We start from the raw sequence: 14,957 nt of genomic DNA, 5'->3' as shown, positions 1-14,957 counted from the left end.
CCCTAGCCCCCCTTTGCGAAAGGGGGGAAGGTGTTGATGGCCACTTTCTAAGTGACCGCCGGTGCGACACGGAAGGCGGGGCGCGAGACGATTCAGGGGGGAGCTTTGACGGAAATCGCCTTCGCGCCAAGCGGACGCTGCGGCCCTTGCTAGGAGCCTGTCTGAGAAACCTCGGGGCGACTTTTTTAGTCGCCCTTGGCACTGGCGGGAGGGCGAATGAATTCGCCCCTTGCAGCTCGGGCGATTGCAATATTCAGAGGGACCCTCAGGGCGTGCGCCGGGGATCCGCTCCCGCCGAGGGCGATTGGACTGCGGGTTTGCCCTGGGTCTCGGTGGCCTGCGTCGAGGACTGGCCGACCTTCTGCGGTGTCTCTTCGAGGATGGTGTCGAGAGGATTTGCGAGCGACTGGCGCTCGAGGACCTGCTTGAGTTCCTCCGCCTTGAGTTCGCGATCGATCTCCTGCTTGACGCTGGAGAGTGTTCTGCGTGCCCGCCCGACCCACATGCCGGCCGTGCGGGCGAGCTTCGGCAGTCGCTCGGGGCCGACCACGATGAGCGCAACCACCCCGATCAGCAGCAGCTCTTGGAAGCCAACGTCGAACATGGCTTAGGCGGGCTCCGCTCAGTCAGATGTCTTGGTGCTTTCTTGCTTCGCCCCTTGCGCGGGGGCATCGGTTCCGCCGCTGCGCTGTGCATCGGCGCGGCCTAATGGGGTCGGCTCGCCGGATGCGTCCTCGTCCTTGTCTGAATTTGCCATCGAGCTGCGGAAGCCGCGAATGGCCTCGCCGAGATCCGAGCCGATGCCTTTCAATCGCTTGGTGCCGAATAGCAGCAGAACGATCACGAGGATGATCAAAAGCTGCCAGATGCTGATGCCGCCGACTCCCATGGGTGTCTCCGTCTAGATGTCGTTATTCGTAGGTCGCTTGATCCTGCCCGGCCCAGCGCGCTGGCTGCCCCTGCTTCGCGAGCAGGGCCGATACGCATTGCTGTCCGGGGAGGCGCGAATTTCTGATCATAACCGAAGCGCGATGACCCCGAAAGCGACTTGATTCGGCCTGCGCGCGCGACCACCGAGGCGAGCGGGCGTTTACGTCGGATGACGATATGGGCGATGATGCCGGGCCTTTCGGGACTCTCGGGGCAGAGCCTTGCGCATTCATCTCATCAGCGTTGGACGGCGAATGCCGAGCTGGGTCGAGCAGGGATATCAGGAGTATGCCAAGCGTTTGCCCCCGGAATGCACCTTGACGCTGGTTGAGATCGACCCCGTACGTCGCGCCAAGTCGACGTCGGTTGCCCAAGCCCGCGAGGAAGAGGGTCGCCGCATTCTCAAGGCGATCCCCAAGGGCGCGGCAGTGGTTGCGCTTGACGAGCGCGGCAAGACCTGGAGCACGGAGATGCTGGCCGCAGAACTCGAGCAGTGGATGGGCGATGGTCGCGACCGAGCCTTGCTCGTCGGTGGCGCAGATGGATTGGCGGCGGATTGTCTCGCGCGCTGCGAGCGTCGCTGGTCGCTGTCGCCGCTGACCTTTCCGCATCCATTGGTGCGCGTGATCCTCGCCGAGCAGGTCTATCGCGCCTGGAGTCTGACTCGGGGGCACCCCTATCATCGTGGTGGCTGAGCCCCGGCGGGCTGGCTGCGGTTGTTCGTCTTTGGATGTTGAAGAGAATGGGATCTACGAGAACGGGCGACGCTGACCCTCAGATCTACCTGGCATCCCGGTCGCCTCGACGGGCCGAGCTTCTGGCGCAGATCGGAATTCGCTTCGCGCTTGCCCCGGCGGACACCGACGAGACGCCACGTCAGGGAGAGTCGCCGCGGGACTATGTCAGCCGGGTCGCGCTGGACAAGGCGCGGGCCGCAGCTTCCGCGCTCGGCTCAGCCGCAGCGCTTCCGGTGCTGGCCGCTGATACCGCCGTGGTCTCGGGCGATCGGATCCTAGGCAAGCCGCGCGACGAAGCCGAGGCCCTGGCCATGCTGCGCGCCCTCTCCGGGAGCACGCATCGGGTGCTGACTGGAGTCTGTCTGGCCGTCGGTCAGGCGATGCGCTCGGTGGTCAGCGAGAGCCAGGTCAGCTTCAGGCCCATTTCCGAAGCCGAGATGCGCCGCTACTGGCAAACCGGGGAGCCCTGCGACAAGGCGGGCGGCTATGCGATCCAGGGTCTTGGCGCGCTCTTCGTCACGCACTTGCGCGGCAGCTACTCGGGTGTCATGGGGCTGCCACTCTGCGAGACGGGGCAACTGCTCGAGCGGGCGGGTATCGGCCTGATCGCGGTCGGCGAAGCGGGTGCCTGAGAGAACCATCAGTGATCGGCGGCCGATATTGGGCCTTGTTCGGGGAAATCGATTCGATGTGGCGCGCCTCACTCAGCCGGTGAATGCCTCGGCAAGCCTTTCAGCGGCTCAGGGTCGCATCGCTGAAAGCTGCTTCATCCGCGCTGCGCGCTCGGAAACTCTACAGTCAACTAGCGGGTCCATGATCTTGTGAGCGAAGAGATCCTAATCAATGTAACGCCCCCCGAGACACGGGTCGCTGTGGTCGAGAACGGCGTGGTGCAGGAGATTATCATCGAGCGCGCCGAGCGCTGCGGCCTGGTCGGCAACATCTACAAGGGGCGCATCTGCCGCGTGCTTCCGGGCATGCAAGCCGCCTTCGTCGACATCGGGCTCGAGCGTGCCGCCTTCTTGCATGCCTCGGACATCATCGGACCCCAGGGCGAGCCGCGCGGAGAGCAGATCCACGAGCTGGTCCACGAGGGCGATATGATCGTGGTCCAGGTGGTTAAGGACCCGCTCGGGACCAAGGGCGCGCGTCTCACGACCAATATCTCCATCGCCTCGCGCTATCTGGTCTGCATGCCCGCGCTGGGCAGCACCGGTGTTTCCCAGAAGATCGAGGACGAAGAGGAGCGTCGCCGTCTGCGCGAGATCCTGCAGCACTATGTCGAGGAGCACGAGGGAGGGGGCGGCTTCATCGCTCGGACCGCCGCCGAGGGGGTTTCCGAAGAGGCGCTGCTGAAGGACATCGCCTTTCTGTCCAAGCTGTGGTTAGGCGTGAAGGATCGCTGCGCCGTGGTGAGCAGCGTCGATCTCATCCATGACGATCTGCAGCTCGCCCTGCGCGCGCTGCGCGATCTAGTGACGCCCGAGGTCGAGCGGATTCGGATCGACTCGCGCGCCACGGTCGACAAGGCGGTGCACTTCTCCTCCAAGTACATCCCGGAGATCCGCGGCCGGATCGAGTATTACCAGGGCGAGCGACCACTCTTCGACCTCTACGGCGTCGAGGACGAGATCAAGAAGGCGCTCCAGCGCAAGGTCAGCCTCAAGTCCGGCGGTCATTTGGTGATCGACCAGACCGAGGCCATGACCACCATCGACGTCAACACGGGCGCCTTCGTCGGGCATCGCAACCTCGAGGAGACCATCTTCAAGACCAATCTCGAGGCGGCCCAGGCCATTTGCCGACAGCTGCGTCTGCGCAACCTCGGCGGCATCATCATCATCGATTTCATCGACATGACCGAGGACGAGCACAAGCGTCAGGTGCTGCGTGCCCTCGAGAAATGTCTCGCGCGCGACCACGCCAAGACCCACATCACCGAGGTCTCCTCGTTGGGGCTGGTCGAGATGACCCGCAAGCGCACCCGCGAATCCCTAGAGCACGTGCTGTGCGAGCCCTGTCCCTGCTGCGGCGGGCGCGGCTCCATCAAGACCGCCGAGACGACCTGCTACGAGATCTTCCGCGAGATCCTGCGCGAGTCCCGCCAGTTCGAGGTGGAGACCTTGCTGGTGCTCGCCTCGCAAGAGGTGATCGACCGCCTGATCGACGAGGAATCGGCCCATCTGGCCGAACTCGAGGAGTTCATCGGTCGCCCCATCCGCCTGCAGGCCGAAGCCCTTTATCCGCAAGAGCAGTACGACGTGGTGCTGATCTGATCGCAATGCCTGGAACGCCAACGCTCCCCGCTGTTTCAATCCCACCGACCTTGTTCTTGCCCAGCGTCAGCGGCACATCCTGAGTTAGAGGTTTTCGATCCCGCCCGTCATCGTCGACAATGGCGGGCTTTCGTGGCTAAGAGGCTGTCTGAATATCGCAATCGCCCGAGCTGTAGGGGCGAATTCATTCGCCCTCTCGCCAGTGTTTAAGGGCGACTAGAGTCGCCTCTACGAGGTTTGTCAGACAGCCTCTAAGAGCCAAGTACCTCGATCCCATGCTCCTTCTGAAACGCCTCTCGGCGCACAGCTTCCGACTCGGTTTCGTCGTCCTCGTCCTCGCGGCGCTCTTGGTCAGCCTGCTGACGCTGGTGCAGCCCCTGGCCAATGAGTATCGCGATGAGGTCGCGCAGCTCCTGAGTGAGCGACTCGGCTACCAGGTCGCCATCGGCTCCATGCGCTTGAGCACGAGCGGTTTTGCGCCGCGGCTGACGCTCGAGCGCGTGCGGCTGTCCAAGCCCGACGACGGGGAGGTGGCGCTGAGCCTCAAGGCCATGGAGCTGGACTTGAATCTGCCTGCGACCTTGCGGAGCCGGACGCCGCAGTTCAATGCCTTCACCCTGGTCGGAGCGCGCCTGGTCGTCGAGCACTTGGAAGACGGGCGCTGGCGCATCCTCGGCTTGGGCCGGCTGCGCAGCGACGATCCCAGGGCACTGGAACTCTTCCTGCACCAAGGGCGCCTGAACCTGGTGGAGAGCGAGATCCTCTATGTCGACCATCCGCTGGCCGGCAAGGTGATGCGTCTGGTCGAGCTGCAGCTGAGTCTCGAAAATTCTGAGCGCAGTCACGCCCTGAGCTTGAGTGGTCGTCTGGTGCCGCCGGATCCCGTCCTCTCCGCGAGTGCAGAGCCTTCCGTAGCGGCGGAGGCGGCTATGCTCGACGGGGATCGCATTCAGGTGCTGGCGTCTCTCGACGGGCCGCCAACCGATCCTTGGTCCTGGAGTGGACGGGTCTATGCCAAGCTGAAGGTCGCGGACGCCGGCTTGCTGACATCAGGGCACCGGCTCGGGCTTGGTCCCCTGAAAACCCAGCGTCTCGCCCTGGAGTCCTGGCTGCAGCTGAAGGATGGACAGCTGGGCCGGGGCCTAGTCAGCGTCGATCTGTCGGGCTTGAGCGCGGGATTGCCGCCTGGTCTGCTCGGTGATGAGGCGACTGGCTCCGGCTCGGAGCCTCTTTCGCTGGGTCGGTTGCGGGCTTGGGCTCGGGTGCGCCAGCAGGCGCCGGGCTGGCAGCTGCAGCTGGCCGTGATCGACGCCGAGTTGCAGGGCGCCGCGCTTTCAGACCTGAACATCGACGCGCGGCTGACGGCTGACGGCCGACTCGCCGGGCTGGGCGCGACGGCAGCGGAGCTGGATCTGGCCGACCTGGCGCGAGCCGCCGCATCCCTGCCTTGGGCGTTGGCCGATCCGGTGCGTGAGCTGATCGCGCGCGGCCCGCGCGGCGTGGCGCGCGACCTGGCCCTTGGCATCGCGCCCGGGCGCGACGCGAAGCAGACCGCGTCATGGCGCTGGCGGCTGGCGACCGAGCTGGTCGATCTGGGCCTGGATCAAGCAGGCGACATCCCGGGCTTCGAGGGACTGCATGCGACAGTGACCGCAGACGAAGGCGGCGGCGAGATTCGGCTCGCCTCAGGACAGATGAACTTGGATCTGAATCCCATCTTCACGCTCCCCATTCCCCTAAACCGCCTCGGCGGGCAGCTCGCCTGGCGTCACGATGAAGACGCTGGCTGGCACTTGGAAGCACGGGATATCGACTTGGCGACCCGCGACTTGAGCGGCCGTGCACAGTTCAGCATGGATCTGCCAGATGACGGCGCCAGTCCCTTCCTCGATCTGCGTGCCAGTTTCCAGGACGCGGATGCCAGTCAGACGCGTCGCTACCTTCCCGTCGGTATTCTGGTGCCGGAGCTGGTGACTTGGCTCGAGCAGGCGATTCGCGGGGGCCGTGTCACTCAGGGCGACGCCATTTTTCGCGGCAGACTCGCCGACTATCCTTTCCGCGCGAATCAGGGGCGCTTCGAACTCTTGCTGCAGTTCGAGGATCTGCTGCTCGACTATCAGGACGGCTGGCCGGCGATCGAATCGGCCGAGGGATCGCTGCGCTTATTCAACCAGGGCCTGAGCATCCGCGTCGATCATGGCCGGATCTATGACAGCGACCTCTTCGACGGGCGTGCCCACATCCCGGAACTCTGGGATGTCGAGTCGATGCGCATCCACGGCGTGGCACAGGGACCCTTCGAGGATGGTCGGCGTGTCCTGAGCGAAAGCCCGCTCGCGGCCGATCTCGGAAGCCTTGCCAAGGTGTTGGAGGTCACGGGTGAGTCGCGGCTTGCCATGGATATCGATTTACCCTTCCTGCCAGGCCGTCAAATGGGTGTCGAGGGCCGTTTGGACTGGCCCGGGCCGGCGACCCTGGCAATTGCCGATACACCGCTCGAGTTGACCGATCTCAGCGGCGAGGTCAGCTTCAACGAGCGCGGCCTCAGCGCTGAGTCGGTTGGCGCAAAGCTTTTCGGGCGTTCGCTGAAGCTCGGGATTGGCACCCAGGGGAGTGGCGATCCGGAGACCTCCCTCACACGCATCGAGGCACGCGCCCAGTCTTCGGTCAAGTCGCTCGCCCAGCGTTTTCCGTCAGACCTATGGCGGCTTGTCGACGGCCAATTCGACTGGCTGCTCAGGGTCGATTTCCACAACCGCGATGTCAGCAAGCCGAATCTGCCGCTGGACTTTCGGCTGTCTTCCGAGCTTCGCGGCGTGGCCCTGAATCTGCCCGAGCCGCTCGGGAAGACCGCCAAGGCGGCGCGCGAACTCGATGTCGAGGGCGCCTTGATTCCAGATCGCTCACTGACGCTCGCCGGGCACTTGGGCGATCTGGCCGGCAATCTCAGCTTCGATCTGACGGCTCCGCGGAATCGCTTCGCGGGAGGCCGACTCCGTTTGGGCGAAGGGCCGGCTGCGCAGCCGGAGTCGCCTGACCTGCTGCTCGAAGGTGTGCTGACCCGGTTGGACCTGGACGCTTGGCTCGGCTGGCTGGAGGCCAATGAGGTCGATCAGGGGGCCGCGGCCGTGGGCGTCCCCCTCCACCTGGACCTCAAGGCGGATGAGCTTGGATTCGGTCGCATGAGGCTCGAGGACGTGCGCCTCGAGCTGGATCCGGACCGCGATGGTTGGCAGGTAGGTGTGCATGCGGCGGCGCTTGCCGGGAGCATCTCTGTCCCTCCAAAGGGGGATGCGCGCCCCTTGGGGTTGAATTTCCAGCACTTGGATCTCGATGCACTGCGCAAGGCGGCGCAAGCGTCCGACGAGGCCGCGCCTGCGAGCATGAGCAAACTGCCCGCGCTGGATCTGCGTGTCACGGAGCTGCGTTGGGGGGACGTCCTCTTGGGCGCGCTCGATCTCAGTTTGCGCAATCAGCCGTCGCGCCTGAGTATCCCGAAGATTCATCTTTCCGGGCCCGGACTGCTCTCGGTGCGGGGGGAGGGCGGTTGGGACCAAGGGGCTGAGCCCGGCGGTAGTCGCCTGGATCTCGTGATCGAGACCCAGGAACTCGGGCGTCTGCTGACCGAGCTTAGCGGGCAGCGTGTCCTGGAGGCCGCCGACGCCTCTGCCCAGGTGGCATTGGCATGGCCTGGCGGGTTGACGGATTTCGCGCTGCCGCGCGCGGAGGGGGCCATCGACCTCAAGGTTGGGGCGGGGCGTTTTCTCGAGGTCGAGCCAGGCGTCGGCCGCTTGCTCGGTTTCTTGAACTTCAGCGCCCTGGGCCGCCGGCTGTCGCTGGACTTCAGCGATCTCTACGGTCAGGGATTCGCCTTCGAGCAGGTCGCGGGTAAGGTCGCTATCGGACAAGGGAGGGCCAGCTTCGAGGACTTCGTCATCGACGGGTCGGCGGGCAAGGTCATGGTCGCGGGCTCGACAGACCTGCGCTTGGAGCGCTTCGATCAGACCGTGACGGTGGAGCCCAATCTAGGCTCCAGCGTCGCACTGGCCAGCGCGGTCGCGGGTGGGCCGGTCGTGGGTGCTGCCGTCTACCTCGTCGATCAGGTTGCGGGCAATCCCATCAACCGCTTGGCTCGCTACGAGTACAAGATCAGCGGGCCTTGGGGCGCGCCGGAGCTGACACGCATGGGCTGGGAGCCGCTCGTGACCCGAGGGGCGCCCGCGTTACCAAAGGGTGCGGGCCAAGGCGAAGAGGCGACAGCGTCGAAGCGCAAGACCAATCATTTCCTGGACGTCGAATGAGGCCAGTCGGCGCCAAGCGCTCTGGGTCGTCAGCCGCTAGCGCGATCTCACTAGGAGCCTGTCCGACTTAGGATGAATCGGCTGCGGAATCGGGAGAACGGTCCCTTTCGCCCCGCTTTTTCGTTACATAGAACCACTATGCGCCTCAAAACCGGAACGAAATGGCCTCGCTCTCCCACTTCCTCGCTTCGATCCCCCCAAGTCGGACAGGCTCCTAGGATTCTTGAGGGCGCAAAATGCTTGCAGATGAGTCAAATTTTGATGAAGCGTACGACCATCCAATGCCTTCGGGATCGGGATCGGGATCGGGATCGGGATCGGAATCAGAATCGGAATCGGAATCGGGATCGAACCGACGATAGCGATCGCGATTCCGATAGCGACCCCGATGGCATGACTCGTCGGTCTGAGGCGAAGCCTCGCTAGATGGCTTGCACCTATCCCCGCTGTTTCTGTGGTGGCGCTTCTGGTGGTATGGTTACAACAGTGCAACCATGAAGGTTTGCGGATTGTGCCCCGGCTGTTGGCCGGCGGCGCTCACACCTCGTCTCGGCTGGCTCCCTATCCATGGAGAGGGCGGACCCGTGACGTTGCTCTCAACGGGATGATCTAAGGAACTGCAGACTGTGCGGACGGGCATTGCCGTTCATGCAGGATTCACTGAGCGTCATGAAAGAAAAACATAAGATCGGTGCGGTCCAGATGGCGACCGGGCCAAACGTGAGCGCGAATCTCTTCGAGGCAGAGCGTCTCATCAAGGAGGCGGCGAATGATGGTGCGCGACTGGTCGTGCTCCCCGAGAATTTCGCCTTCATGGGCAAGCAAGACCGAGAGCAACTTGCCGTCAGAGAGGCTGACGGCGATGGTCCCCTGCAAGCCTTTCTCGCACGGATGGCGAAGCAGCACGGGATTTGGCTGGTGGGCGGAACCATCCCCCTGGTCGCGAGCGATCCGGAGAAGGTTCGCTCGGCCGCTTTGATCTTCGACGACAAGGGCGAGCGCGTCGCGCGCTACGACAAGATCCATCTCTTCGACGTCAACCTTCCCGGCGTGGACGAGCGCTATCACGAGTCGGCCATCATTGAGGCCGGCGATGAGATCGTCGTCGTGGAGAGCCCCTTCGGCCGGCTGGGGATCGCCGTGTGTTACGACCTGCGCTTTCCGGAGCTGTTTCGGCAGATGCTGGACAGCGGAGTGGAGATCCTGGCCATCCCCTCGGCCTTCACGGCCATCACCGGCAAGGCCCATTGGGAGCCGCTGGTGCGCGCGCGCGCCATTGAGAACCTGGCCTATGTCGTGGCCGCCGCTCAGGGCGGTTTTCACATCAACGGACGGGAGACCCACGGCCACAGCATGGCCGTAGATCCCTGGGGGACCATCCTGGCGCAGGTGCCGCGCGGCAGTGGCTACATCTGCTCCTCGGTCGATCGGGAGTTTCAGGATTCCGTGCGCCGCAGCTTCCCGACCATCCATCATCGTCGTTTGAAATGCCGTGTCTGAGGCCGCAGTCTTCAGTGAATACAATCAATGGTTCGGCTGTCAAAGCCGACGCTTATCATTCCGCCGAGCACTCAGACGTTCATCATGACTGATTCCCTCGCCATCGCCCGCGATAGCATCTTGGCACCGGCCGGACTGGCCGAGTCGGATCTCGACCGTTTGCTCGGGAGCCTGACCAGCGCCTCTATCGATGCGGCCGACATCTACTTTCAATACAGCCGGCTGCAGTCCTGGGTGCTCGAGGACGGCATCCTCAAGGACGGCAGCTTCAGTATCGAGCAAGGCGCCGGGCTGCGCGCCGTGAGCGGCGAGAAGACGGGCTTCGCCTACTCCGACGAGCTGCAGTTCCCGGCGCTGGCGCAGGCGGCCGAGGCGGCACGCGCCATCGCACGCAGCGGCCAGGACGCGCGCGTCCAAGTCGGGAAGGCACCAATCGAGCATCGCCTGTACGAGCCCCTGAATCCCATCGAGAGCCTTGCCGATCAAGACAAGGTTGCCCTCTTGCAGCGCGTGGACGCGGAGGCGAGGCGCCAGGATCCGCGGGTGCGCGAGGTCGTCGCCAGTTTGGTCGCGGTGCAGGACACCGTGATGGTGCTCGCGGACGACGGGACTCTGGCCGCGGACGTGCGCCCGCTGGTGCGTCTCAGCGTCAGCGTCATCGCCGAGGACAAGGGCCGCCGCGAGCAGGGCGCCAGCGGCGGCGGGGCTCGGGCCGACCTGGGCTACTTCCTACTCGAGGATCGCGCACTCAGCTTTGCGCGCGAGGCCGTGCGTCTCGCGCTCACCAACCTCGAGGCGGTCGACGCGCCAGCCGGCAGCATGACCGTCGTCCTCGGTGCCGGCTGGCCGGGCGTGCTGCTCCACGAGGCCGTCGGACACGGGCTCGAGGGTGACTTCAACCGCAAGGGTAGCTCGGTCTTCGCCGGACGCATCGGCGAGCGCGTTGCCGCCAAGGGCGTTACGGTCGTCGACGACGGCACATTGCCGGGGCGGCGCGGCTCGCTCAACATGGACGACGAGGGCACGCCCACTCAGAATACGACCCTGATCGAGGATGGCATCCTGCGCGGCTATATGCAGGACAAACTCAACGCCCGCCTGACGGGCTGCGCGTCCACGGGTAACGGGCGCCGCGAGTCCTACGCCCATCTGCCCATGCCGCGCATGACCAACACCTATATGCTCGCGGGAAACCGTGATCCCGAGGAGATCATCGCCTCGGTCGACAAGGGGCTCTACGCGGTCAACTTCGGCGGCGGCCAGGTGGACATCACCTCGGGTAAGTTCGTCTTCTCGGCCAGCGAGGCCTACGTCATCGAGAAGGGTAAGCTCGGCCGTCCGGTCAAGGGCGCCACTCTCATCGGCAATGGGCCGGATGTACTCACCCGCGTCAGCATGATCGGCAATGACCTCAAACTCGACGAAGGCGTCGGCACCTGCGGCAAGGAAGGGCAGAGCGTCCCCGTGGGCGTCGGGCAGCCCACCCTGAAGATCGACTCCCTAACCGTGGGTGGTACCAGCAAGTGAGCCGCCGCGCGCCGCTTCCGGCGCACATGCTTGCTACCGCCCCGATCCTCAGGCGTTGCGCGTCCTTCCAATGCTAGACCGCCCAGGGGCGCGCGACGACAATACTGACCGACCACCGACCACCGACCACCGACCACCGACCACCGACCACCGACCACCGACACCGGATTCCATGCCTACTGCGACGATTGAAGACACCGGGGAGCGCTTAGCGCGCCTGCAAGAGACGATCGATGACCTGCTCAAGGAGGCCAAGCGCCAGGGCGCCAGTGCTGCTGAAGCCTCTGTCGGCAGCAGCTCGGGACTGGACGTGACCGTCCGCCTCGGCGAGGTCGAGACCGTCGAGCACACACGCGACAACGGGCTTGGCGTGACGGTCTATTTTGGCCACCGCAAGGGCACGGCCAGCACCTCCGACCTGAGCCCGGCGGCCGTGCGCGACGCGGTTCAGGCCGCCTGCGCCATCGCCCAGCATACCCAGGAGGACCGTTGCGCTCATCTTGCCGCCCCCGAGCTGTTGGCGACCGAGATCCCCGATCTCGATCTCTGCCACCCCTGGGCGATCGAGGTCGAGGAGGCCATTGCGCTGGCCGTGGCCTGTGAAGACGCGGCGCGCGGTTATGACCCGCGCATCGTCAATTCCGAGGGCGCGAGCCTCTCGACCGGCTTCGGCATCCATGTCGCCGGCAACAGCAATGGCTTCATGGGCGGCTACCCCACCACGCGTCATAGCCTCAATTGTGCCGTCATCGGTCAGGAAGGCGAGGTGATGCAGCGCGACTACTGGTGGACCACGGCGCGCGCGGCCTCGGATCTGGAGCCGGGACGGGCGGTCGGCGAGCGCGCCGCCGAGCGCACCGTCTCGCGCCTCGGGGCGCGTCGCCTGAGCACCTGCGAGGCACCGGTGCTCTTCCGTGCCGAGGTCGCCGCCGGCCTGCTGCGCAGCCTCGTCTCCGCAATCAATGGCACCAGCATCTATCGCCGTTCCAGCTTCCTGCTCGATCAAGTTGGCGAGCCCATCTTCCCTGACTTCGTGCGCATCTACGAAGAGCCCCACCTGCTGCGCGGGCTTGCAAGCGCCCCTTACGACGGTGATGGTGTCGTCACCCGCCCCAAGGATCTGGTGACCGCGGGCGTGCTCCAGACCTACTTGCTGGATACCTATTCCGGCTGCCGCCTCGGTCTGCAGACCACGGGCAACGCTGGCGGTGTCCGCAACCTGCGAATCCAAATGGGCGCCAAGGACCGCCAGGCCATGCTCCGCGAGCTGGGCACTGGCCTCTTTGTGACTGAACTCATGGGCCATGGCGTCAACGCCGTGACCGGCGACTACTCACGCGGGGCGGCGGGATTTTGGGTGGAGAACGGCGAGATCCAATACCCGGTGGAGGAGATCACCATCGCGGGCAATCTCAAGGAGATGTTCGCCGGGCTCCAGGCCGTGGGTAACGACTGCGACTTCCCGGGCAGCACCCGAACCGGCTCCTGGCTCATTGATCGCATGACCATTGCCGGCGAGTAAGGTGGTGGTCGGTGGCTGGTTGCCGCCAGGGCGGATGCGTTCGAGCGGAATGCACTGGCTCGGCATCCATCGTGCATTGTGGTGATCGCCACGTCCGGTAGCGTGGCGCAGCCCTGCGTGGATCGCTCTACAATAGGCGCCTCTTTCCCAGTCCGCCTAGAGTTCTTCGATGAGCGAAATCGTCCTGATCAATGTCACGGGTGAAGACCGGCCAGGTATTACTGCGGCCCTCACCAAGATCCTCGCCCGCTTCCAGATTCCCATCCTCGATATTGGCCAGTCGACCATCCACAACGCCTTGGCGCTTGGGCTGCTCGTGGAGCTGCCGCGCGAGGGCGACGACTGCGGCGTCTTTCGCGAGCTGCTCTTCTGTGCCCACGGCATGGGCCTCGACATCCGCTTCACCCCCATCGATGCGGACGAATACGAAGACTGGGTCCGCGAGCAGGGGCAGCCCCGGCATATCCTCACCTTGCTTGGACGCGAGATCGACGCCGAGCACATCGCCCAGGTATCGGCCGCCATCGCGGACTGGGGTCTGAACGTCGATCGTATCGTGCGGCTGACCGGCCGAATCTCGCGGCGCGAGGCCTGTCCGCACCCGCTCGCCTCGGTCGAGCTTTCGGTACGCGGTGCCGTCGACGACCTGGCCGAGCTGCACGCCGCGCTCTTGGCGCTGGGGCAGAGCATGGACGTCGACGTCTCGGTTCAGGAGGACGACATCTTCCGTCGCAACCGTCGCCTGGTTTGCTTCGACATGGACTCGACCCTGATTCAGACCGAGGTCATCGACGAACTGGCTGCGGTTGCCGGCGTTGGCGAGCAGGTCGCCGCCATCACCGAATCCGCCATGCGTGGCGAGCTGGACTTCCAAGAGAGCTTCCGCCGTCGCATGGCGCTGCTCGAGGGGCTGGACGAGTCCGTGCTCGCCGGCATCGCCGAGCGTCTGCCCATTACCGAGGGCGCAGACCGGCTCATCGCCAGCCTCAAGCGGCTTGGTTATAAGGTCGCCATCCTCTCCGGCGGCTTCACCTACTTCGCCGAGCACCTGCAGCGCCGCTTCGGTGTGGACGATGTCTACGCCAACCGGCTCGAATTCCGTGACGGCAAGCTCACCGGCCAGGTCTCCGGCGAGATCATCGACGGCAAGCGTAAGGCTGAACTGCTGCGTGAGATCGCCGCACGCGAAGGCATCCGGCTCGAGCAAGTGATCGCTGTCGGTGACGGCGCTAACGACCTGCCCATGCTCTCCATCGCCGGCCTCGGCATCGCCTTCCACGCCAAGCCCATCGTCACCCAGCAAGCACGCCACTCCATCGCTAACGTCGGCCTCGACGGCATCCTCTACCTGCTCGGCATGCGCGATCGCGATGTGGAGCGCCTGGGATCCGAGCCTCCAGCGGTCGGGCTGGGTCACGGCCGGCGGTGATCATCATTGAGGGCAGGGTTGACGTTCGGAGTCTCCTCCGCTGCGGCGAGGAGGCTAAACGGCAAATAAATCCGTCCCCTTTTTTTCTATGGAAGCAAAACCCACTCGCGTGCGGTCAAATCCTGTAGGGAAGCCGATTCTGCCAAGAGCAGCGGAGGTAGATCATGGGCGGCAAGACACGCCGAGCGGAGGCAACCCAGGAGCGCAGGCTGCGACCGGAGGCGATGGCGTGTCGGGAGTATAGTGGACCCGAAATTTGAGACAGCCCTCTAAGCGTAAAGTGAAGGCAAGCGGAGGGTTGAGATGACGCGCAAACGCTCCGGAGACTGTGAAAGTATTCCGCGGGGGACCAGGGGGAGTAAAATCACGAACGAGTCAGACTCGTTTGGAACGATGGCATGGCGAGACGCTACAAACAAGGCACGGCGCGCACGCAGCAGGCGATGCTGCCGCCGCGGGTGGAAGACTATGTCGGACGCAACAACGCGGTGCGGGCGATCGACGCCTTCGTCGACACGCTCGATCTGCAGGCGTTGGGATTCCAGAACAGCAGCGGCGGTCTTGCACCCGGCCAGCCCGCGTTTGATCCGGCGGCGTTGCTGAAACTCTACCTGTACAGCTACATCAACCGTGTGCACAGCTCTCGGCGCCAGGAGCGCACGGCAAATCCGTTCTAACCTGCAGGCGCTGATTGGGCGGCGCGGGGAGCGGAGTTTGCCGTCATGCCCAGATAGT

At 64.7% G+C, this 14,957-nt stretch carries 11 protein-coding genes; 9 read left to right on the top strand and 2 right to left on the bottom strand.

The window, feature by feature from the left end; genetic code table 11:
• Nucleotides 1-265 precede the first annotated feature (265 nt).
• Nucleotides 266-604, bottom strand: a complete 339-nt coding sequence (gene tatB, locus G3480_RS13995; RefSeq protein WP_164654512.1) for a Sec-independent protein translocase protein TatB — start codon at nucleotides 602-604, stop codon at nucleotides 266-268.
• 18 nt (nucleotides 605-622) lie between these two features.
• Complete coding sequence (tatA, locus tag G3480_RS13990; protein ID WP_164654511.1) at nucleotides 623-889, bottom strand: twin-arginine translocase TatA/TatE family subunit; 267 nt, start codon at nucleotides 887-889, stop codon at nucleotides 623-625.
• 262 nt (nucleotides 890-1,151) lie between these two features.
• On the opposite strand from tatA, the gene rlmH reads away from it, so the two are divergent.
• From rlmH to G3480_RS13945, 9 genes are all read left to right on the top strand, one after another.
• Entirely contained in the window at nucleotides 1,152-1,625 is a 474-nt protein-coding gene (rlmH, locus tag G3480_RS13985) for a 23S rRNA (pseudouridine(1915)-N(3))-methyltransferase RlmH (RefSeq protein ID WP_164654510.1), read from the top strand.
• Nucleotides 1,626-1,672: 47 nt separating this feature from the next.
• Entirely contained in the window at nucleotides 1,673-2,299 is a 627-nt protein-coding gene (locus G3480_RS13980; RefSeq protein ID WP_164654509.1) for a Maf family protein, read from the top strand.
• Between the two features lie 189 nt (nucleotides 2,300-2,488).
• Complete coding sequence (rng, locus tag G3480_RS13975) at nucleotides 2,489-3,943, top strand: ribonuclease G (RefSeq protein WP_164654508.1); 1,455 nt, start codon at nucleotides 2,489-2,491, stop codon at nucleotides 3,941-3,943.
• 275 nt (nucleotides 3,944-4,218) lie between these two features.
• Entirely contained in the window at nucleotides 4,219-8,244 is a 4,026-nt protein-coding gene (locus G3480_RS13970) for a YhdP family protein (protein ID WP_164654507.1), read from the top strand.
• Between the two features lie 669 nt (nucleotides 8,245-8,913).
• On the top strand, nucleotides 8,914-9,744 hold the full coding sequence (locus G3480_RS13965; RefSeq protein ID WP_164654506.1) for a carbon-nitrogen hydrolase family protein: 831 nt from the start codon (nucleotides 8,914-8,916) through the stop codon (nucleotides 9,742-9,744).
• A gap of 84 nt (nucleotides 9,745-9,828) precedes the next feature.
• Complete coding sequence (gene tldD, locus G3480_RS13960; RefSeq protein WP_164654505.1) at nucleotides 9,829-11,271, top strand: metalloprotease TldD; 1,443 nt, start codon at nucleotides 9,829-9,831, stop codon at nucleotides 11,269-11,271.
• A gap of 172 nt (nucleotides 11,272-11,443) precedes the next feature.
• Nucleotides 11,444-12,793 (top strand): metalloprotease PmbA, encoded by a 1,350-nt coding sequence (pmbA, locus tag G3480_RS13955; protein ID WP_164654504.1) that lies wholly within the window; start codon nucleotides 11,444-11,446, stop codon nucleotides 12,791-12,793.
• Nucleotides 12,794-12,962: 169 nt separating this feature from the next.
• Nucleotides 12,963-14,222: a phosphoserine phosphatase SerB gene (gene serB / locus G3480_RS13950; protein ID WP_164654503.1), complete on the top strand. Its 1,260-nt coding sequence runs from the start codon at nucleotides 12,963-12,965 to the stop codon at nucleotides 14,220-14,222.
• A 398-nt stretch (nucleotides 14,223-14,620) separates the two neighbouring features.
• Nucleotides 14,621-14,899, top strand: coding sequence for a transposase (locus G3480_RS13945; protein ID WP_164654502.1), 279 nt, complete (start codon nucleotides 14,621-14,623; stop codon nucleotides 14,897-14,899).
• The last annotated feature ends 58 nt before the right edge of the window (nucleotides 14,900-14,957 follow it).

The organism is Thiorhodococcus mannitoliphagus (assembly GCF_010915725.1).
In the GTDB taxonomy this organism is placed as follows: domain Bacteria; phylum Pseudomonadota; class Gammaproteobacteria; order Chromatiales; family Chromatiaceae; genus Thiorhodococcus; species Thiorhodococcus mannitoliphagus.
The sequence above is the reverse complement of the archived record's forward strand: the minus strand, read 5'-3'. Positions and strand labels throughout refer to the sequence as shown.

Bases quoted from the DNA above. Each gene is read 5' to 3' on its own strand.
- G3480_RS13970 (WP_164654507.1), top strand. From the start codon at position 4,219: ATGCTCCTTCTGAAACGCCTCTCGGCGCACAGCTTCCGACTCGGTTTC.
- pmbA (WP_164654504.1), top strand. From the start codon at position 11,444: ATGCCTACTGCGACGATTGAAGACACCGGGGAGCGCTTAGCGCGCCTG.
- tldD (WP_164654505.1), top strand. From the start codon at position 9,829: ATGACTGATTCCCTCGCCATCGCCCGCGATAGCATCTTGGCACCGGCC.
- G3480_RS13980 (WP_164654509.1), top strand. From the start codon at position 1,673: ATGGGATCTACGAGAACGGGCGACGCTGACCCTCAGATCTACCTGGCA.
- serB (WP_164654503.1), top strand. From the start codon at position 12,963: ATGAGCGAAATCGTCCTGATCAATGTCACGGGTGAAGACCGGCCAGGT.
- tatB (WP_164654512.1), bottom strand. From the start codon at position 604: ATGTTCGACGTTGGCTTCCAAGAGCTGCTGCTGATCGGGGTGGTTGCG.
- G3480_RS13965 (WP_164654506.1), top strand. From the start codon at position 8,914: ATGAAAGAAAAACATAAGATCGGTGCGGTCCAGATGGCGACCGGGCCA.
- tatA (WP_164654511.1), bottom strand. From the start codon at position 889: ATGGGAGTCGGCGGCATCAGCATCTGGCAGCTTTTGATCATCCTCGTG.
- G3480_RS13945 (WP_164654502.1), top strand. From the start codon at position 14,621: ATGGCGAGACGCTACAAACAAGGCACGGCGCGCACGCAGCAGGCGATG.